At 65.2% G+C, this 19,647-nt stretch carries 21 protein-coding genes; 8 read left to right on the top strand and 13 right to left on the bottom strand.

The genetic code is table 11. The features are described from left to right. Positions 1–13: 13 nt before the first annotated feature. Entirely contained in the window at positions 14–172 is a 159-nt protein-coding gene (locus ACOXXX_RS17060) for a chitin-binding domain-containing protein (RefSeq protein WP_422827817.1), read from the top strand. Between the two features lie 263 nt (positions 173–435). Here ACOXXX_RS17060 and ACOXXX_RS17055 read toward each other — a convergent pair whose 3' ends face one another. Further along, entirely contained in the window at positions 436–1,107 is a 672-nt protein-coding gene (locus tag ACOXXX_RS17055) for an SDR family oxidoreductase (protein WP_422827816.1), read from the bottom strand. A 166-nt stretch (positions 1,108–1,273) separates the two neighbouring features. Here ACOXXX_RS17055 and ACOXXX_RS17050 point away from each other — a divergent pair, with 166 nt between their 5' ends. Next, the gene (locus ACOXXX_RS17050) at positions 1,274–2,344 is read left to right on the top strand and encodes a flagellar motor switch protein FliG (RefSeq protein WP_422827815.1); all 1,071 of its coding nucleotides are present in this window, start codon (positions 1,274–1,276) and stop codon (positions 2,342–2,344) included. Between the two features lie 70 nt (positions 2,345–2,414). Further along, the gene (locus ACOXXX_RS17045) at positions 2,415–3,347 is read left to right on the top strand and encodes a lysophospholipid acyltransferase family protein (RefSeq protein WP_422827814.1); all 933 of its coding nucleotides are present in this window, start codon (positions 2,415–2,417) and stop codon (positions 3,345–3,347) included. On the opposite strand, the gene ACOXXX_RS17040 is transcribed toward ACOXXX_RS17045, so the two are convergent. After that, positions 3,311–4,006: a DUF1223 domain-containing protein gene (locus tag ACOXXX_RS17040; RefSeq protein ID WP_422827813.1), complete on the bottom strand. Its 696-nt coding sequence runs from the start codon at positions 4,004–4,006 to the stop codon at positions 3,311–3,313. The two genes, ACOXXX_RS17045 and ACOXXX_RS17040, sit on opposite strands and share 37 nt — an antisense overlap. A gap of 258 nt (positions 4,007–4,264) precedes the next feature. Here ACOXXX_RS17040 and acnA point away from each other — a divergent pair, with 258 nt between their 5' ends. Continuing rightward, positions 4,265–7,039: an aconitate hydratase AcnA gene (acnA, locus tag ACOXXX_RS17035; RefSeq protein WP_422827812.1), complete on the top strand. Its 2,775-nt coding sequence runs from the start codon at positions 4,265–4,267 to the stop codon at positions 7,037–7,039. Positions 7,040–7,220: 181 nt separating this feature from the next. Continuing rightward, positions 7,221–7,346, top strand: a complete 126-nt coding sequence (locus tag ACOXXX_RS17030) for a hypothetical protein (RefSeq protein WP_422827811.1) — start codon at positions 7,221–7,223, stop codon at positions 7,344–7,346. 13 nt (positions 7,347–7,359) lie between these two features. Here ACOXXX_RS17030 and ACOXXX_RS17025 read toward each other — a convergent pair whose 3' ends face one another. The 10 genes from ACOXXX_RS17025 to yajC all read right to left on the bottom strand — a co-directional run bounded on the left by ACOXXX_RS17025 (position 7,360) and on the right by yajC (position 14,310). Then, a complete protein-coding gene (locus ACOXXX_RS17025; RefSeq protein WP_422827810.1) occupies positions 7,360–7,899 on the bottom strand; it encodes a DsbE family thiol:disulfide interchange protein in 540 nt (179 codons plus the stop codon). Continuing rightward, positions 7,892–8,050 (bottom strand): heme exporter protein CcmD, encoded by a 159-nt coding sequence (ccmD, locus tag ACOXXX_RS17020; RefSeq protein WP_422827809.1) that lies wholly within the window; start codon positions 8,048–8,050, stop codon positions 7,892–7,894. Before ccmD ends, ACOXXX_RS17025 begins: the two co-directional genes overlap by 8 nt. Further along, on the bottom strand, positions 8,047–8,775 hold the full coding sequence (locus tag ACOXXX_RS17015) for a heme ABC transporter permease (RefSeq protein WP_422827808.1): 729 nt from the start codon (positions 8,773–8,775) through the stop codon (positions 8,047–8,049). The genes ccmD and ACOXXX_RS17015 overlap by 4 nt, the downstream gene beginning before the upstream one ends. A gap of 153 nt (positions 8,776–8,928) precedes the next feature. Beyond that, a complete protein-coding gene (gene ccmB, locus ACOXXX_RS17010; protein WP_422827807.1) occupies positions 8,929–9,585 on the bottom strand; it encodes a heme exporter protein CcmB in 657 nt (218 codons plus the stop codon). Further along, positions 9,582–10,196, bottom strand: a complete 615-nt coding sequence (gene ccmA / locus ACOXXX_RS17005; RefSeq protein WP_422827806.1) for a heme ABC exporter ATP-binding protein CcmA — start codon at positions 10,194–10,196, stop codon at positions 9,582–9,584. The genes ccmB and ccmA overlap by 4 nt, the downstream gene beginning before the upstream one ends. 48 nt (positions 10,197–10,244) lie before the next feature. After that, the gene (locus ACOXXX_RS17000) at positions 10,245–10,598 is read right to left on the bottom strand and encodes an Mth938-like domain-containing protein (protein ID WP_422827805.1); all 354 of its coding nucleotides are present in this window, start codon (positions 10,596–10,598) and stop codon (positions 10,245–10,247) included. Between the two features lie 2 nt (positions 10,599–10,600). Continuing rightward, a complete protein-coding gene (locus tag ACOXXX_RS16995) occupies positions 10,601–11,362 on the bottom strand; it encodes a TSUP family transporter (RefSeq protein WP_422827804.1) in 762 nt (253 codons plus the stop codon). Then, on the bottom strand, positions 11,355–12,323 hold the full coding sequence (secF, locus tag ACOXXX_RS16990) for a protein translocase subunit SecF (protein ID WP_422827803.1): 969 nt from the start codon (positions 12,321–12,323) through the stop codon (positions 11,355–11,357). The genes ACOXXX_RS16995 and secF overlap by 8 nt, the downstream gene beginning before the upstream one ends. 13 nt (positions 12,324–12,336) lie before the next feature. Next, the gene (gene secD, locus ACOXXX_RS16985; protein ID WP_422827802.1) at positions 12,337–13,998 is read right to left on the bottom strand and encodes a protein translocase subunit SecD; all 1,662 of its coding nucleotides are present in this window, start codon (positions 13,996–13,998) and stop codon (positions 12,337–12,339) included. A gap of 24 nt (positions 13,999–14,022) precedes the next feature. After that, positions 14,023–14,310 (bottom strand): preprotein translocase subunit YajC, encoded by a 288-nt coding sequence (gene yajC / locus ACOXXX_RS16980; protein ID WP_422827801.1) that lies wholly within the window; start codon positions 14,308–14,310, stop codon positions 14,023–14,025. A 155-nt stretch (positions 14,311–14,465) separates the two neighbouring features. Here yajC and ACOXXX_RS16975 point away from each other — a divergent pair, with 155 nt between their 5' ends. From ACOXXX_RS16975 to ACOXXX_RS16965, 3 genes are all read left to right on the top strand, one after another. Next, positions 14,466–16,043 carry a pentapeptide repeat-containing protein gene (locus tag ACOXXX_RS16975; protein ID WP_422827800.1) on the top strand — a complete coding sequence of 526 codons (1,578 nt, stop codon included), beginning with the start codon at positions 14,466–14,468 and terminating at the stop codon, positions 16,041–16,043. A 103-nt stretch (positions 16,044–16,146) separates the two neighbouring features. Beyond that, a complete protein-coding gene (gene serS, locus ACOXXX_RS16970) occupies positions 16,147–17,439 on the top strand; it encodes a serine--tRNA ligase (protein ID WP_422827799.1) in 1,293 nt (430 codons plus the stop codon). A 1-nt stretch (position 17,440) separates the two neighbouring features. Continuing rightward, positions 17,441–18,142, top strand: coding sequence for a TspO/MBR family protein (locus tag ACOXXX_RS16965; protein ID WP_422827798.1), 702 nt, complete (start codon positions 17,441–17,443; stop codon positions 18,140–18,142). Positions 18,143–18,179: 37 nt separating this feature from the next. On the opposite strand, the gene der is transcribed toward ACOXXX_RS16965, so the two are convergent. Continuing rightward, positions 18,180–19,646, bottom strand: coding sequence for a ribosome biogenesis GTPase Der (der, locus tag ACOXXX_RS16960; protein WP_422827797.1), 1,467 nt, complete (start codon positions 19,644–19,646; stop codon positions 18,180–18,182). Between the last annotated feature and the right edge of the window lies 1 nt (position 19,647).

The raw sequence follows: 19,647 nt of genomic DNA, 5'->3' as shown, positions 1-19,647 counted from the left end.
AGGAGGACGATCCATGAAGACCAAGACACTTCTGACCGCCCTGGCGCTTTCGCTTGCATCGACCGTGTCGGCCTATGCCGCCTGCTCGGGCCATTCCAAGCAAGCCATGACCTGCGCCGACGGCATGATGTACGATGCCGAGTCCGGCAGCTGCAAGGTCGTCAACAGCTAAGGCAAGACCTCATTAGAATTGAGAAAGGCGGTCTGAAAGGGCCGCCTTTTGTCGTTTTCGGGGACCACACCGGCCCGGTGCGAGCAAGCGGCCACAAAGGGCAATCATAATTCCGTGCCACCGATCAATGCTCTGAGTCCGCCCAGGCTTAAAACCCAGATTTTTTCATCGGAAAACCAAGAACCGCGGATCAAGCGACCATCGAGAAAACAACATGCGGCAGGGGCTCATGACGCCCGCCGCGCTTGCTGGCCGATCCGACCTTAGCCGGTCGGCATGATGTGGATCTCGCGCAGTTCGGCGCGCGGATTCTGGTTCAGCGCATAGACCACGGCGTTGCCCACATCCTCGGGCTGGATCTTGTCGGGCTTGGGCTCATCGAAGAACGGCGTGTCGACCATGCCCGGCGACACCACCGTGCAGCGCCCGCCCCATTCGCGCATCTCGGCGGACATGTTGCCGCCGTAGCCGTGCACGAACCACTTCGTCGCGCCGTAGATCGACCCCTTGATGTGGTTGCGCCCGGCGGCAGAGCCGGTCAGCACCAGGTGCCCCTTGGTCTTGCGCAATTCGGGCAGTGCCGCACGGGTGGTATAGAGTAGCCCCATGATGTTGAGATCGACGAGGGTGCGCCACTCTTCGGGATCGCCCTGTTCGGTGCCGGGTGTATCGAGGCCCTTGCCCGCATTGGCAAAGGCGGCGTCCAGCCCGCCGAACTTTTCGACCGTCTTCGCGACCGCATCCTCGATCTGCGAAAGCTCGGTCACGTCGGCCTTGATGGCGATGGCCGCGTCGCCCAGTTCCTTGGCCAGCGCGTCAAGCTTGTCGGCAGAGCGTGCCACAAGCGCCACGTTCCAGCCCGAGGCCACGGCGGCGCGGGCGGTTTCCGCTCCGATGCCCGAAGATGCGCCCGTAATCAAAAGCGTCTTTGTCATGCCTGTCTCCTTTGAATTGAAATCGGGCCGCGCTGCGGGCGGCCCTGTCAGAGGATCAACCCGGATCAAACCCCATGCGTTCCATGGGAGCCAAAAAGCCGCGGGACTTCGGCCTTCGTTAACCTCGCGCGGGTAACGCTGAGGCGCTGACATACGGAGCGTTCCCATGACAAAGGCCCTTTCCCTTGCCGCCGCACCGTCCGCCCCGGCGGCAGCGCCGCCCGTCCCCCTGTCGCGCCGGGCCAAGGCGGCGATCATTGTGCAATTCATCCTCAACGAGGGCACCGATGTGCCGCTGTCATCGCTGCCCGACGCGCTGCAGGCGCAGCTGACCCAGCAACTGGGGTCGATGCGCTATGTGGACCGCGCGACGCTGAACGCGGTGGTGCTGGAATTCGCAGATGAGCTCGAATCGGTGGGCCTGTCCTTTCCCGGCGACATGGCCGGGGCGCTCTATGCGCTTGACGGCAAGATCAGCCCGCAGACCGCCCAGCGGCTGCGGAAAGAGGCCGGTGTGCGCCAGATCGGCGACCCGTGGCAACGGCTGGCCGCTCTGGATCTGGAAACGCTGGAGCGGCTGATCCAGTCCGAAAGCACCGAGGTGGCGGCGGTGATGATCTCGAAACTCGATGTGGCCAAGGCCGCGGGGCTGCTGGGCCGCCTGCCCGGGGCCAAGGCCCGGCGCATCACCTATGCCGTGTCGATGACCGGCGGCGTGACCCCCGACGCGGTGGAACGCATCGGGCTGAGCCTGGCCAGCCAGATCGACGCCGAACCGGCCCGCGCTTTTGCAGGCAAACCGGTGGACCGCGTCGGCGCGATCCTGAACTATTCCCGCGCCAACATCCGCGAGGACGTGCTGACCGGGCTCGAGGAAACCGACCGCGACTTTGCCGAGGCCGTGCGCCGCGCCATCTTTACCTTCCCCAACATTCCCGACCGGCTGAACCCGACGGACGTGCCGAAGATCAGCCGCGACGTGGATGCCGCCGTGATCAGCACCGCCATCGCCGCCGCCACCAGCGAAGAAGACCAGCGCGCGGTGGATTTCCTGACCGACAACATGTCCAAGCGCATGGCCGCCGCCCTGCGCGAAGAGGCAGCGGAACGCGGCACCGTCAAGGCCAAGGTCGGCGAAGAGGCGATGAACGCTATCGTGACGGCGATCCGCAATCTGGTCGCCAGCGGCGAGATCACGCTGCTCAGCGCCGGGGACGAGGAGGACGACGCCGGCTGACCCGCACCCTGCCCTTGTACCGCCCCGCCCGCCCCCCTAGAAATAGGCAAAGCGAGGCAGGGGCGCAGACGTGGCCGAGAAAACCCAGACCGACCCCGAAGATCCACAGGGCCGCTGGCCTGACCGCCTCGGGAGCCTGGCACTGGATGCCTATATTGCCCTGACCAAGCTGCTGCCCGTGCGGACGCGGCTGGCGCTGACAGGCTGGCTTGCCCGCCGGGTGCTGGCCCCTGTGGTGCGCTATCACGACAGGGTCGTGGCCAATCTGAACCATGTCTGGCCCGACCTGCCCGAAGACCGCAAACGCGAGATCGCGGATCAGGCGATCGACAACCTCGCCCGGGCGCTGATCGAAAACTACGATGCCGCCGAACTGGTGCGGCGGGTGGCAGACTATCCCCTTGGCGGTCCGGGGCTTGCGGTGCTGGAACAGGCGGTGCGCGACAAGCGCCCGGTGCTGCTGGTGTCGGGGCATTACGGCAACCCGGTGCTCGGGCGGGTCGCGCTGACGGCGCGCGGGTTCGAGGTGGGCGCCTTTCTCAGACCGATGTCCAATGCGTTCGCGAACCGGCGCTACGTGCAGAACTACCGTGACGTCGCCGATCCGGTCTTTGTGCAAAGCCGCCGCGGCACGATGGGTCTGCTCCGGCATCTGCGCGGGGGTGGTGTGGCCGCAATGCTGTTCGATGTCTACGACAGTTCGGGCGTTCGGATCGATTTCCTGGGACAACCCGCGCCCACCGTGACCTCGCCTGCGGATATGGCGCTCAAGTCAGGCGCGGTTCTGCTGCCCTATTTCGTCATCCGCCGCCCCGATGGCTATGGCTTCGATGTGGAGATCGAGGAACCGGTCCCGGAGGGCGATCCGGTCGACATGATGACCGAGGCGACCCGCAGGCTGGAGGCGCGGATCATCGCCGACCCCGGCCAGTGGATGTGGACCCACCGGCGCTGGAAGCCGAAGCGTCAGCGCAAGCGCGCGGCGGCAAAGACCGGGCCGTAATCCTGGCCCTGCACCAGCACCACCAGCGGCGCGGAGCCGCGCACGGTGGCCGACGTTTCGTAGGTGCCGCGCCCGTTCCAGGTGCCGATCACCTGCCAGTTGCGCACGATATGGCTGTAGCTCAGCGTCCGACCGGCGTTTTCGCCGCGCCGGATGTCGACCGTCTGCACTGGATCGTATTGCACCAGGTGAATGTCGCTCGACGCCACCGTGGCCGATGTGCTGACCACGACGACCACGCGGTCGCCGCTGCGCGTGGCGCGCACGCTGACCGGCGTGGCGCGGCGCTTTTGTTTCTGGATGATCTCGGACACGTCCATCGGGCGGTTGCCGACCACGTCGTGCACGCCGTTGACGATCATCTGAGGGGTGTAGATGCGGCTGCGCCCGTTGGCGCGGGCATAGCCCTTTTGCCGCGCGGTATAGGCGGGCGAGGCGAATTTGTCCTTCCAGCCGATGTAGTCCCAGTAATCCACGTGCAGGGCCAGCGCGATCACGTCGTCGCGGTGCCCCAGCTTGGCCAGAAGCGCGTCGGCGGGCGGACAGGACGAACAGCCCTGCGAGGTGAAAAGCTCGACCACCACGGGGTTGGATTGCGCCTGAACGCCGCCCGCGAGGGCCAGCCAAAGTGCGATAGTGCAGCGGGCAAGAAGGCGCATCGTGCAAGTGTCCTGTGTCTGTGCTATCCAGAACTCCTACAGCCCGCACCCTGTAATAACCAATCAAGGTTTTGCGAGACATGGTGAGCGCCGCCCAAGCGACGACCTGCCCGCAACGCGGCCAGATACCGCGCCACCCGCCGTTTCTGTGTGCAATGGTATACAAAAACGCCGCACCCCCCTTGATTGGCACCCTGCGTTGGGGCATTTAGCGGCTAAGCCTTTTACGTTCACCTCAGCATTGCAAGGGAGTGCTCCATGCCCATCACCGTCGGTCAGGACAGTGCCAAAGCCCGCAAGACGCTTACCGTAGGCGATCAGTCCGTCGCCTACTATTCCATCTCCGCCGCAGAGGCCGCGGGCCTTGGCGATTTCTCGAAACTGCCGGCCGCTCTCAAGGTCGTGCTCGAGAACATGCTGCGGTTTGAGGATGGCAAGACCGTCACCACGGATGACATCAAGGCGTTTGCCGCCTGGGCGCAGGACGGCGGCAAGTCCACCCGCGAAATCGCCTACCGCCCGGCCCGCGTGCTGATGCAGGATTTCACCGGCGTTCCGGCTGTCGTTGACCTTGCCGCAATGCGCGACGGGATCAAGGCGCTGGGCGGCGATCCGCAAAAGATCAACCCTCTGAACCCTGTGGACCTCGTGATCGACCATTCGGTCATGATCGACGAATTCGGCAACCCGCGCGCGTTCCAGATGAACGTGGACCGCGAGTACGAGCGCAACCTTGAACGCTACACCTTCCTCAAGTGGGGCCAGAAGGCGTTCAACAACTTCCGCGTCGTGCCGCCGGGCACCGGCATCTGCCACCAGGTGAACCTGGAGTACCTCGCCCAGACCGTCTGGACCGACACCGACCAGAACGGTGAAGAGGTCGCCTATCCCGACACGCTGGTGGGCACCGACAGTCACACCACCATGGTCAACGGCGCCGCCGTTCTGGGCTGGGGCGTCGGCGGGATCGAGGCCGAAGCCGCGATGCTGGGGCAGCCGATTTCCATGCTGATCCCCGAGGTCGTCGGCTTCAAGCTGACCGGCAAGATGATCGAAGGCACCACCGGCACCGACCTCGTGCTCAAGGTCGTGGAAATGCTGCGCGAAAAGGGCGTGGTCAGCAAATTCGTGGAATTCTACGGCGACGGGCTGGACAACCTGCCGCTCGCCGATCGCGCGACCATCGCCAACATGGCGCCGGAATACGGCGCGACCTGCGGCTTCTTCCCGATCGACCAGGAAACCCTGCGCTATCTGGAAATGACCGGCCGCGCCAAGGACCGCATCGCGCTGGTCGAACAATACGCCAAGGACAACTGCATGTGGCGCGACGGGTCCTATGATCCGGTCTATACCGACACGCTGGAGCTGGACATGGGCACCATCGTCCCCGCCATTTCCGGCCCCAAGCGCCCGCAGGATTATATCGCGCTCGACAAGGCCGCGTCGGCCTTCGGCGATTACATCAAGGGCGTGCGCGAGGGCAAGGATGCCTCCCCCAAGGAGGAGATCCGCTGGGAAGGCGAAGGCGGCCAGCCCGAACCCCAGGACATCCCCGGCGACGAGGGTCATCACGAGCGCGGCTATGCGCAGGTCGGTGACGACAAGTTCCAGATGCACGACGGGTCGATCGTGATCGCCTCGATCACCTCCTGCACCAACACCTCGAACCCTTATGTGATGATCGGCGCGGGCCTCGTAGCGCGCAAGGCGCGCGAACGCGGCCTGACCCGCAAGCCCTGGGTCAAGACATCGCTGGCCCCCGGCAGCCAAGTCGTGTCGGCCTATCTCGAGGCGGCAGAACTGCAAGAGGATCTGGACGCCATCGGCTTCAACCTCGTGGGCTATGGCTGCACCACCTGCATCGGCAACTCCGGTCCGCTGGCACCCGAAATCTCCAAGTGCATCAGCGACAACGACCTCATTGCCACCTCGGTCCTGTCGGGCAACCGCAACTTCGAGGGCCGGATCAGCCCGGACGTGCGCGCCAACTACCTGGCCTCGCCGCCGCTGGTCGTGGCTTACGCGCTGGTTGGTGACATGAACATCGACATCACAACCGAAAGCCTGGGCACCGATAAGGACGGCAACGATGTCTATCTCAAGGACATCTGGCCGTCGTCCAAGGAAATCGCGGACCTCGTCGAACGCACCGTGACGCGCGAAAGTTTCCAGGAGAAATACGCCGACGTCTTCAAGGGCGACGAGAAATGGCGCGAGGTCGAAACCACCGACGCCCAGACCTATGACTGGCCGCCGACCTCGACCTACGTGCAGAACCCGCCGTATTTCCAAGATATGGACCCCGAACCCGGCACCATCACCAATATCGAGAATGCCGGCATCCTGGCGCTTCTGGGCGACATGATCACCACCGACCACATCAGCCCCGCGGGGTCGTTCAAGGAATCGACCCCTGCCGGTCAGTACCTAGTGGAACGACAGGTGCCGGTGCGCGAATTCAACTCGTACGGCAGCCGTCGCGGCAACCACGAGGTGATGATGCGCGGCACCTTCGCCAACATCCGCATCAAGAACGAGATGCTGGACGGCGTCGAAGGCGGCTATACCAAGGGCCCCGACGGCGAACAGACGTCGATCTTCGACGCCGCCATGGCCTATCAAGAGGCCGGCAAGCCGCTGGTGATCTTCGGCGGCGAACAGTACGGCGCAGGTTCCAGCCGCGACTGGGCGGCCAAGGGCACGGCGCTGCTGGGTGTAAAGGCGGTGATCGCCGAAAGCTTTGAGCGTATCCACCGGTCGAACCTGGTGGGCATGGGCGTCATCCCGTTCGAATTCACCGGCGGCGAAACGCGCAAATCGCTGAAGCTGACCGGGGACGAAAGCGTTTCGATCACTGGCCTCGACGATGTGAAGCCGGGCCAGGACACGCCCTGCACCATCACCTACGCCGATGGCTCGACGAAAGAGATCACGCTCAAGTGCCGGATCGACACCGGGATCGAGCGGGAATACGTCGAACACGGCGGCGTTCTGCACTACGTGCTGCGCAACCTGGCGAAGGCGGCGTAAGCCGCACCCGTCAGACGACGCATCGACAAAAGGCCCCCTGTTTGCGCAGGGGGCCTTTTTCATTGGCGGAACTTTGCGCAGATCACGCCGCGTCAACAAGGCTCAGGTATTTGTGACTTGCGCAAATCAGGGTGCGGGCGCCACATGCTGAAAAGCACAAAAAACGACCGAGGCAAACCCGATGAAACTCCTGACCCTGATACAGGCCGCAGTCCTGGTGATCCTCACCGTGTTCGGCGCCTTTGCAGCCAGCACCGAAACCAAGCCCTGCCCGATGCAGAATGCGGCAGAGGTTTGCGAGCTGTAGACCTTCCAGCCGGTCAGTCGGCCAGCGCCGCGTCCAGTGCGGGCAGGAACCGCTGTTCGTAATCGCTGCCCACGAGTGGACCGGCAAAGCGGAATAGCACCGTGCCATCGCCCCCGACGATGAAGGTCTCGGGCGGCGCGGTGACGCCCCATTCGATGGCGGTGCGCCCGTTCGGATCAAAAGCCACGGCCTCGAACGGGTTGTCGTCGTCCATCAGGTACCGCTGCGCGGTCGCGGCCTGATCCTTGAAGTTGATGCCGATGATCGGCATCCCCTCTGCCGCCATCTGCAAGAGCTTGGGATGTTCGGCCCGGCAGGGCGGGCACCAGCTGGCCCAGAAATTGACCAGCGTCACCTCGCCCGATTGCAGCATGTCGGCAGTCACGGGCGGGTAATCGCCCAAGGCCTGTTCGGTGACGGGGGGGGCGGGCTGTCCGACGCGGGTTGACGGCAGGCCCTGCGGGTCGTCGCGGAACATGCCGGTGTAGAAAAGCCCGGCCAGCGCGGCAAAGATCACCGGCGGCGCGATCATCAGGGGCGAGAACCTAGCCATTGCGCTTTGCCTTTCCTTCCACCCGTTCAAGGGCGGCGCGCGCCTTGCGCGATTGCCAGACGCTGAGAGCCACCAGCAGGACGATCAGCCCGATCGACACCGCATAGGACGACAGCACCGCACCTGCGTATTTGCCCAGATCGGGGATCATGTCCGCTGCTCCCGTGCCAAAAGCGCGCGTGTCCGACGGGCCCGGATCTCGGTCTGGGTGCGCAGGAACACCAGCGCCAGGAACAGCAGCACAAAGCCAGCCATGCAGACCAGCAGCGGCAGCCAGAACACGTCCGCCACGTTCTCCTCCTTGTCGAGGCTGAGCGATGCGCCCTGATGCAGGCCCTGGTTCCAGAAATTCACCGCATAGCGCGACAGCAGCGCAAAGACCGATCCCACAAGGCACAGGATCGAGGTGAGATCGGCGGCGGTGTCGTCGTTTTCGATGGCCGACCACAGCGCCATGTAGCCCAGATAGAACAGGAACAGGATCAGGAAGGACGTCAGCCGCGGATCCCAGGCCCACCAGGTCCCCCACATCGGCTGGCCCCAGATCGCGCCGGTGGCCAGCGCGATGACCGTCATCACCGCGCCCACGGGTGCCGCGGCCTTGGCGGCCAGTGCGCTAACGTGATGGCGGCGCACGATCCAGATGATCGATGCGACCAGCATCATCAGCCAGGCGTTGATCGCCATCAGCGCCGACGGCACGTGCAGATAGATGATCTTGACGGTTGAGCCCTGGCGGTAGTCATCGGGGGTGAAGAAAAACCCCCAGACCAGCCCGACGACCAGCGACACCAGCGCCAGCACCGACAGCCACGGCAGGACGATGTCCGTGGTGCGGATGAACTTGACCGGGTTTGCATATTCCCAAATGGACATGGCCGCTGGATATCCCTCTTTTCCCTGCTGTTTAAATCACTTCGGCGTGCACGGAAAGCCAAGGTGACAGATGCGCGCGGGGGACGTGACGCCCGGAGCCGCCGCGCGGGGGACTATTTTCTGCGAATGTCTATGGGGCCGGAACCCACGGCCCTACCGCAGATTGATCCGCAGCACCGCGGCCGAGGCGAAGGGCAAGAGCGCGAGCGCCCCGAAGGAAATCCCCGCCAGCATCAGAAGCGGCGTGGCCACCTCCAGCCCCTCTGCCCCGCGGCGCGCGACCTCTGCCCCGAAAATCAGTGTCGGTACGTAAAGCGGCAGCACCAGCAGCGACAAGAGCAATCCGCCGCGCTTCAGCCCCACGGTCAGCGCGGCCCCGAAGGTGCCGATCACCGACAGCGCGGGCGTGCCCAGCAGAAGCGACACCAGCAGCCACAGATAGCCGGGCCCCGGCAGGTTCAGCAGCACCCCCAGCAGTGGTGCGGCCAGCACCAGCGGCAGGCCGGTGGTGATCCAGTGCGCCAGCGCCTTGACGCTCACGATCCCCTCCATCGGCAGGGGGGCGGTGGCCAGCAGGTCGAGCGATCCGTCCTCCCAATCCAGCGCCAGGATCCGGTCGAGCGACAGAAGGCAAGCCAGAAGCGCGCCGATCCACAGGATGCCGGGCGCGATCCGCGACAGCAGCGCCGAATCCGGCCCGACGCCGAAGGGGACCAGAACCGTCACGATCAGGAAGAACGCCAGCCCCAGGCCAAAGCCGCCCCCGGCCCGCACGGCGAGCCGCAAGTCGCGGGTCAGCAGCGCGATCACAGGAACGCCTCGTCCGCGGCGCGGCTGCGCGGGCTGGCGCGAAAGGGGGTGATATCCAGCACCTGCGCCTGCACAAGGCCAAGGTCGATATGCGTGGCCATCAGCGCGCTGCCGCCCTGCTCCAGATGCCGCGTGATCGCTTGAGCAAAGAGCGTGACTGACGCCGCATCCAGCGACACGGTGGGTTCGTCCAGCACCCAGATCGGCCGCCCGCTCACCATCAGCCGCGCCAGACCCAGCCGCCGCTTTTGCCCGGCAGACAGCGTGCCCGCCAGCCGGTCCTGCAAGGGCACGAGGTCGAAGGCGGCGATGGCAGGGGCGATGTCGGTGGTGCCAAAGACGGCGGCCCAGAAGGTCAGGTTCTCGGCCACGCTCAGCATCGATTTGAGCCCGTCGGCATGGCCCGCATAGGCGATGCGGTCCTCGGCCCCGTCGATTTGCCCTGCGGCGGCGGGTTGCAGCCCGGCGACGGTGCGCAGAAGGGTTGTCTTGCCCGCGCCGTTGGGGCCGCGCAGGACCAGCGCGTGGCCCGGCTCCAGCGCAAAGCTGACGGCGTCCAGAACCGGCACGCCGCCCCGGGTCACGTCCAGATCGGTCACGCGCAGGGTCATGCCGCCACGCTTAGCGCAGGTGGTGGGTGGGCAAAAGTGCCAAAAGGCCTAGACCGGCAGCGCCGCCACCGCCACGCGCCGCCCTTCGGACAAGAGCACGTTGTAGGTGCGGCAGGCAGAGGGGGAGTTCATCACCTCGACCCCGATCCCCGCCTCTTCGAGCGCGCTGCGCAGATCGCCGGGCAGATGCGCGATCTCGCCCCCGGTGCCGACGAAAAGCACGTCGATCTCGTCCGCCAGCGCCAACAGCATGGCCGCATCGTCGAACCCACCCCAGCTTTGCGTGCCCTTCGCGCTCAGGCAAATGGCACCTTCGACCGGCTGGCCGCCGACGCGGAAAAATCCCGGGCCGTACCCGTCGACCGGTACGGCATCGGTAAAGGTCACTTCGTTCAGCCGCATGGCTACCCCTTCGCGTCCCAAAGCGGCAATCCGCTCAGGATCGCCGCTGCTATGATAACATAGGCCACGGCACGGTAAAATCGTTCACGCTGTGGTTGAAAAAGCGCCTGACCCACACGCGTGCCCGCGCCATAGGGCACAAGCAGCACGATCCCCAGCATGACGGCGGTGCCGGTCAGCAGGCCCTGCGCCGCCATCAGCGGCAGCAGCAGAAGGCTCGTCAGCGTCAGGAACACGACCGCCGTCGCGCGCGACGTGGCCACGCTGTCGCGGCCCGCTAGCTGGAACAGCACCATCACCGGCCCCATGAGCCCCGTCGCCCCGCCGACAAATCCGCTGGCAAAGCCCACGGCGGCGCGCGTGCGCGGCGTCGGGCGCGTGGCATAGCGCCAGCCCGCCAGCAGCGCCACCAGCGTGATCGCGCAGACGCCCACGACCGCCCACCGCAGCAGCGTCACATCCGCCACCCGCAGCACCCAGATGCCCAGGGACGCGCTGACCGCCGCCGACAGGATCATGATCATCGTGCCGCGCCGGTCGATCTGCGGCAGCGCGCGCGGCACGACTGTGACCAGCGACGACAGGGCAGAGACATTGAAAGCCGCCACGGCCATTTCGATGGGCAGCAGCATTGCAGCGACCGGCATCACGACCATCGCCGCCCCGAACCCGGCAAAGCCGTAGACCACGCCCGCGACGAAGACCACGCCGATCAGCAGCGACAGACCCGGCAATGCCAGGGTCTGCGCCAGCAGGTCAGGCATCAATGTTGGCGTATTGGTTCCCAGCCGTGGCGTCCGGCTTGGTCCAGTCGCGCTTGACCCCCAGCCACAGCAGGATGGCGCTGGCCACGAAGATCGACGAATAGGTCCCGACCAGCACGCCCCACATCATCGCGAAGACAAAGCCGCGGATCACGTCACCGCCCAGCACGAACATCGCCAGCAGCGCCAGCATCGTCGTGACCGAGGTCATCATCGTCCGGCTGAGAGTTTCGTTTATCGAGATGTTGAGAACCTCCTTGAGGTCCTTCTTCTTGTACTTGATCAGATTTTCCCGCACCCGGTCAAAGACCACGACCGTATCGTTCAGCGAATAGCCCACGATCGTCAGCAGCGCCGCGATGATCGCCAAATCGAACCTGATCTGAAGCTCGGAGAAGATGCCGATGGTCAGCAGCACGTCATGCACCAGCGCCACCACAGCGCCCACGGCGAACTGCCATTCGAAGCGCAGCCAGATGTAGATCAGCACCGCGCCGATGGCCAGAACCACCGCAATCACCGCCGTCTGGATCAACTCGCCCGACACCTTGGGGCCGACGGATTCCACCGAAGCGAATTCGATATCCGGCACCACCGTTTCCAGCGCCGCCTCGATCTGGCCGATCAGCTCTGCCGTCACGGCCTCCTGATCGTCCTGCGCCTGCACGCGGATCATCGCCACGTTCTTGTCGTCGCCAAAGCTGGGATCGAAAACCTCGGAAATGGTGATGTCGCCCAGTTCCATCTGTTGCAGGGCGTCGCGGTAGGCGCCCACATCCACGGGCTGCGCGCTTTCCGTGCGGATCGTCGTGCCGCCGCGGAAATCGATGCCGTAGTTCAGGCCCTGGATCAGGAAGGAGGCAAAGGCCACCACCATCATCAGCGCCGAAATGCCCAGCCAAAGCCGCGAGCGGCTGAAGAAATCCCAGTTGGTTTCCGTCGGAACGAGACGCAGGCGCATGGGCTGTGACCTCTCAGATTTCGATGGTTTTGGGGCGGGTGCGCCCGAACCAGATCACGATGATCAGCCGGGTGACATAGATCGCCGTGAAGACCGATGTGATGATCCCGATGCCCAGCGTGATCGCGAAGCCGCGCACCGGGCCCGAGCCCATGGCAAACAGGATCGTCGCGGTCAGGATCGTGGTGATGTTGGCGTCGACAATGGCGCTCAGCGCCTTTTCATAGCCCAGCTCGATCGCCCGTGCCGGTCCCTTGGCGGTGCGCGATTCCTCGCGGATACGCTCGAACACCAGCACGTTGGCATCCACGGCCATGCCCACCGTCAGCACGATCCCCGCGATGCCCGGCAAGGTCAGGGTCGCCCCGATCAGACTGAGCAGCCCGAACAGCAGGGCGATGTTCAGGATCAGCGCGATATTGGCGAAAAGACCAAACAGACCGTAGCTGAGGAACATGAAGACCAGCACACCGGCAAAGGCGACGACGGTGGCGATCTTGCCCGCGTCGATGCTGTCTTGCCCCAGCTCCGGCCCGATGGTGCGTTCCTCAAGAAAGGTGAGGCCCGCGGGCAAGGCGCCGGCACGCAGCAGCACGGCCAGGTTGGTCGATTCCTCGACGCTGAAATTGCCGGTGATGATGCCGGACCCGCCGGGAATATGGCTCTGGATCACCGGCGCGCTGATCACCTCGTTATCCAGCACGATGGCGAAGGGGTTGCCGATGTTTTCCGCGGTATAGTCGCCAAACTTGCGCGCGCCCGCCGGGTTGAACCGGAAGCTGACCGCCGGGCGGCCGTTCTGGTCAAAGCTGGGCTGCGCGTCGACCAGTTCCTCGCCCGTGACAACGGGGGCCTGTTCGAGCGTGTAGAACACGCCTTCTTCGTCCAAGGAGGGCAGGATCTCGTTGCCGATCCCGGGGCTGTCATTGGCGCTTGATCCGCGCCCGACCACCGGCTGAAAGGTCAGCTGCGCGGTGGTGCCGATGATTTCCTTGAGCTCGGCCGCCGACCCGATGCCCGGCACCTGGATCAGGATGCGGTCGGTGCCCTGGCGCTGGATCGTGGGTTCGCGGGTGCCGACCTCGTCGATCCGGCGGCGAATGATTTCGAGGCTTTGGCGCACGGTCCGTTCGTCCGTGGCCTGCTGTTCGGCCTCGGAGAGGCGCACGATGATCTCGTCCCCCTCGCCCGCGACATCCAGGTCGGTGGCCCCGGCCCCGGTCAGCGACACCACGGGCTGGGCAAGCCCCCGCACGACCTCGAGCGCGCGCGCCATGCCCTCGGGCTGCGAGATTTTCACGCGCAACTCGTTGGGTCCCGACGGTTGCAGCCGGATCGTGCCGACGGTCGCGCGTTCGGGTCGCAGCGCGTCCCGCACCTCTGGCCAGAGCGCCTCGAGCCGGGCGGCATAGACGTCCTGCACCTGCACCTCGGCCAGCAGATGCGCGCCGCCGCGCAGATCGAGGCCAAGGTTTACAAGCCCGGATGGCAGGAACGACGGCCAGCCCGCCGCCGCTGCGTCACGTTCGGCCGTGGCGCCCTGCTGTTCGATCGCCGCGACCGCGTCGTTGTGCTGCTCCACCCGGGTGTAGAAGGCATTGGGCAGCGCCAGGAACACGCCCACCGCCACGATGCCCCAGATGAGGATGCGTTTCCAAAGGTCGATCTGAAGCATGTTCTGCGCCCGGAATAAGAGGGATCAGGAGTTGGCGGGCTCGGTCTTGGACAGGACCTGCGCGATGGTGGATTGCACAACGCGCACCTTCACGCCCTCGGCCAGTTCGACCTCTACCTCGTTGCTTTCCTTGACCTTCACGACCTTGCCGATCAGCCCGCCCTGGGTCACGACCTGATCGCCCCGGCGCAGACCCTCGACCATCTTCTGATGCTCTTTCAGCTTTTTCTGCTGCGGTCGGATCAGCAGGAAATACATGATCGCGAAGATGAGGATGAGAGGGATGAACTGGGCGAAGGCACTGCCGTCCATGGGATGCTCCTGTCACAAGGCGGGGCGCACCCCCCGCGGAATTTGGCCTTACCTATGTTGTGGCGCGGGGCATTGCAAGGCGACAAACCGGCCCCGCAGATTGCCAGCCCGCGCAGACACGCATAGGCTGTGTCGCATGGCGTTGGCGGAGGGCCATGGTGGTCGATCTGAGATTCGAGAACGGCACGCTGAGCGGCAGCCTTGGCCTGCCCGGGCTGATGGCGCTTCTTGTCCTGCTGGGCGCGCTCGCCTTCACCATACGGATGCTGCGCAAGGGCGGCCTGCATCTGCCTGCGCGGTTCGCCAGAGTGCCCGCCGACTTCGGTCTGCCCGATCTTTGGCCGCCGTTCTTCTGGACCGCCGTGATGCTCTGGGTCGGGCTGATGCTGACGCTGACCGCCGGGCTTTTCGGCCTGATCTTCGAGGTGCTGTTTCATAGTGTCGTTCGCGCAGGCGACAGCGACGCATGGAATTTCAGGTTTCTTCTGGCGCAGATGGTCGCGCTGACCGGCGTGCTGGGCGCGGTGGTCGCCCTGCCCTTCACGCTCCTGAAGCTGTCGCTGTCGCGGGCGCAGACCACCACGGCGCAGGAATCGCTCTTCAATGACAAGATCAACGCCACCACGACGGACCTTTATGCCCAAAGGCAGATCAGCGAAGAAGAGCGGCAGGTATGGCAGGACGACGTGCTTCGTCGGAATGCAGCGCTGGACCGTCTTGAAGCGCTGGTGGTGGAACGCCCGCAGGAAGCGCGGCGCATATCGCGGTTGCTGAGTGTCTACATCCGAGAGCTGAGCCGGGAGTTTCCTGCGCAAACCCATCCTTATCTGCAGGTTTTTACACTGACGCATCCCCAGGGCTATTCAAGGCCGTTGAAGGAGGAAGAAGCGTTTTACGAGCTCGGCATCCAGCCAGCGGATGCCGAACTGCACGCCCTGAGCGACTGGGCCGAAATACTTCGGCCCGTCCGGTCCGACATGGAGTCGGCGGCGCAAATCCTGGGGCGGCTCGGTGGTATCTCGGGCGTCGACCGGCGATCGCTCGAAATCGATTTGCGCCACGCGAACCTGCAAGGGTTTCATCTCAACGGCTCGGACTTTTCGGGGGCGAGACTGGCCTTTGCGAACACGCAGGGCGTGCGCCTGAACAACGCCAAGCTTTGCAACGCGGATCTGCACAGGGCGCAGCTTCAAGGGGCACGACTGGAGCGGGCAAATCTCGAACATGCGTCGTTGGACTATGCCGGTCTGGAAGTTGCGGTGTTCGACGGTGCGCGCATGACCTCAGCAAATTTGAATCGGTCCCGATTGGACGAGGCTTATCTCTGCAACGCCGATCTACGGCAATGCCGACTGATGAGCGCAAACCTTGGCGCCGCGCGCCTCGACGGAGCGGTTTTGACCGGCGCCAGGATGGACCACGCCAATTTGTCCACTGCTGGCCTAGTGGGAACGCAATTGGACGGGGTGCTGCTGGACCAGGTCAGGTTCAGTCCATCCACGGCGGTCAAAGACGCAACTTTCAAGGGCAGCGCGCTGCGCTTGGTGAATTGTAGCTTTTCCGAATTCCAGCAAGCCCAAATCGACCAGGCATTTGGCGACGCGTCGGTCCGGCTGGGCGATCTGAAGCGGCCCACGCACTGGTCAGACAAAACCCTTTCGCCCGATGAATTCGCCACCGAATGGCACGCCTACCAGCGGTCCATCGGCATGGACCCGGACGACCCGACCTAAGGTGGGTTGCAAACCCACCCTACGGTGCGGCGGCCTCTGCCCTACACCTCCCCCGAAAGATGTTGCATAAGGCGGGCACGACTCATTTCCGGGGACCTGACCGATGCATGACATCCGCGCCATTCGCGACAATCCGGCGGCTTTCGATGCGGCGCTGATGCGCCGGGGCGGTGCGGGCGTGTCGTCGCAGGTTCTGGCCCTGGACGAAGAACGCCGCGCCGCGATCCATGCCGCCGAGACCGCGCAGGCCGACCAGAACAGCGCCTCCAAAAATGTGGGCAAGGCCAAGGCCAGCGGTGACGAGGCCGAGTTCGAGCGTCTGCGCGCGCTGGTGGGCGAGAAAAAGGCCGAGGTCGCGCAGATGCAGGCCCGCGCCAAGGCGCTGGACGAGGAGCTGACCGCGCTGCTGATGGGCGTGCCGAACCTGCCCTATGACGACGTGCCTGACGGCGCGGACGAGGCCGACAATGTCGAGATCAAGCGTTGGGGCACCCCGCGCAGCTTCGATTTCACCCCGCGCGAGCATTACGAGCTTGAGGGCGTGATCCCCGGCATGGATTTCGAAACCGCGGCGAAACTCTCGGGCAGCCGATTTGTCGTGCTCTCGGGCGGGGTCGCGCGGGTGCACCGGGCGCTGGCGCAGTTCATGCTCGACACCCATATCGAACAGCACGAGCTGGCCGAAACCTGGACGCCGGTGCTGGTGCGCGACGAGATGATGCAGGGCACCGGGCAGCTGCCGAAATTCGGCGAGGACAGCTACAAGACCACCAACGGCTGGTGGCTGGTGCCGACGGCCGAGGTGACGCTGACCAATATCGTCAACGGGCTGACGGTGGACGAAGGCTACCTCCCCCGCCGCTACGTCGCGCATACCCAGTGCTTCCGGTCCGAGGCGGGCAGCGCCGGCCGCGACACCGCGGGCATGCTGCGCCAGCACCAGTTCGAAAAGGTCGAGATGGTGTCGGTCACCCATCCCGACCAGTCCGACGCCGAACACGCCCGGATGACCGGCTGCGCCGAGGCCATCCTCGAGGCACTGGAACTGCCCTACCGGACGGTCGTGCTCTGCACCGGCGACATGGGCTTTGGCGCGCGCCGCACCCATGACATCGAGGTCTGGTTGCCCGGGCAGAACACCTACCGCGAGATCAGCTCGGTCTCGACCTGCGGGGATTTCCAGGCCCGGCGGATGAACGCCCGGATGAAACCGGCAGGCGGCGGCAAACCGGAGTTCCTGCACACGCTGAACGGGTCCGGCCTGGCCGTGGGCCGCGCGCTGATCGCGGTCCTGGAAAACGGCCAGCAGGCGGATGGATCGGTTCAGCTGCCTGCGGCGTTGCACCCTTGGCTGCGCGGAAAGACCACGCTGACCGCGCAAGGGGAGCTTGCCTGACATGACGCGTATCTGGTCGATCCTGCTGTTGCTGGCGGCGCTGGCCTTTGCCGCCTCTCCCTGGCTGGCATCCGGGTTCAACGGGTTCGAGGCGGACCAGTTCCCGGTACCGCAGAACGACCCGCCGGTGCAGCCTGCGGGATATGCCTTTGCGATCTGGGGGCTGATCTATGCCTGGCTGATCGCGGGTGCGGGATTTGGCGCGGTGAAGCGCGGCGACGATCCGGACTGGGCCGCGATGCGCCCGCCGCTGTTTGCCAGCCTGGCGCTGGGGGCCTTCTGGCTGCCGCTGGCGCAGGTGTCGCCCGGCTGGGCGACGCTGCTGATCTGGGTGATGCTGGGCACCGCCCTCCTGTCGCTTTTCAGAGTCGGTGACACCGACAGGTGGTGGCAGCAGGCACCGGTTGCCATCTACGCGGGCTGGCTTACGGCAGCGAGTTCGGTGTCGATCGGCCTGATGCTCGCGGGCTACGGCCTGCTGCCGGAAACGCCCGCTGCGCTTATCGCGCTCAGCATCGGGCTGGCCATCGCGCTTACCGTGCAATACCGCCTGCACCGCGCGCCGGAATACGGCATCACGGTGATCTGGGCGCTGGTCGGCGTGATCGTCGCCAACACCGGCCCGATCAACATTGCGGTGGTGGGGCTGGCCGTTCTCGGGATTCTCGCGATCCTCGCCCTGCGCGGCACCGATACCGAGTGATCGCCAGTCTCTGCTTTCTCTGCCATGCGCGCGCCGCTCAGGACCGGCGCGGCCCCTTGCCCAGATGCTTGGTCAGCGCCCCGGCGTTGACCTTGCGACGGCCCTTGTAGGGATTCTTGTCCGACTGGCCGCGCATATGCAGCCGGATCGGTGTGCCGGGCATGTCAAAATCGTCGCGCAACCCGTTGACAAGATAGCGGGAATAGCTGCTGGGCATCTTGTCCGGATGGGAACACATCACCACGAACCCCGGCGGCCGCGTCTTGGCCTGGGTCATGTAGCGCAGCTTGATCCGCTTGCCTTGCGGCGCGGGCGGCGGGTGCTGTTCCAGCATCCCCGCCAGCCAGCGGTTGAGCTGCGCGGTACTGACCCGGCGGTTCCAGACTCGGTGCGCCTTGAGGATCGCGGCGTGCAGCCGGTCGAGCCCCCGGCCCGTCTTGGCCGACACCGTGACCAGCGGCGCGCCGCGCAGCTGCGGCAGCAGGCGGGTGAACTCTTCGCGCAGCATCCGCAGCTTGGCCTGCTTGTCGTCCTCCACATCCCACTTGTTGACAGCCACCACCACGGCACGGCCTTCGCGTTCGGCCAGATCGGCGATGCGAAGATCCTGCTGCTCGAACGGGATGGCGGCGTCCAGCAGCACCACCACGACCTCGGCAAACTTGACCGCGCGCAGCCCGTCGGAGACCGACAGTTTCTCGAGCTTTTCCTGCACCTTGGCCTTTTTACGCATGCCAGCGGTGTCGAAAATCCGCATCGGCACCCCGTCCCAGTCGGTGCGCACGGAAATCGCGTCGCGGGTGATGCCCGCCTCGGGACCAGTCAAAAGCCGCTCTTCGCCGACGATCTGGTTGATCAGGGTGGACTTGCCCGCGTTGGGGCGACCCACGACGGCGATTTGCAGCGGCTTGGCGGCGGTGATGGGGCGCGGCGCGTCCTCGTCCTCTTCGCCGACATCCACATCCAGTTCGGGCGCCTCGCTTTCGGCCTCGCGGGCCTTTTCCTCGTAGGCGTCGGCCAGCGGCATCAGCTGCGCATAGAGGTCGTTGAGCCCTTCGCCATGTTCGGCAGAAAGCCGCACCGGCTCGCCCAGGCCCAGCCCGTAGGCTTCGATCACGCCTGCGTCCGCCGCCGATCCCTCGCCCTTGTTGGCGGCAAGGATCACGTGTTTTGATCGCTTGCGCAGTATTTCGGCAAAGATTTCGTCGGTCGGGGTGACCCCGGCCCGGGCGTCGATCATGAAGAGGCAGATGTCGGCCATGTCGACAGCGCGTTCGGTGAGCTTGCGCATCCGGCCTTGCAGCGACTCGTCCGTCGCCTCCTCAAGCCCGGCGGTGTCGATCACGGTAAAGCGCAGGTCGCCCAGCCGCGCCTCGCCCTCGCGCAGGTCGCGGGTCACGCCGGGCTGGTCGTCGACCAGCGCCAGGCGTTTGCCGACAAGGCGGTTGAACAGCGTGGACTTGCCCACATTGGGGCGGCCCACAATGGCGAGGCTAAAACTCATT

It is taken from the genome of Thalassococcus sp. BH17M4-6 (assembly GCF_049323015.1).
In the GTDB taxonomy this organism is placed as follows: domain Bacteria; phylum Pseudomonadota; class Alphaproteobacteria; order Rhodobacterales; family Rhodobacteraceae; genus Puniceibacterium.
Note: the sequence above shows the minus strand (reverse complement) of the source record. Positions and strands in the feature narration are given on the sequence as shown.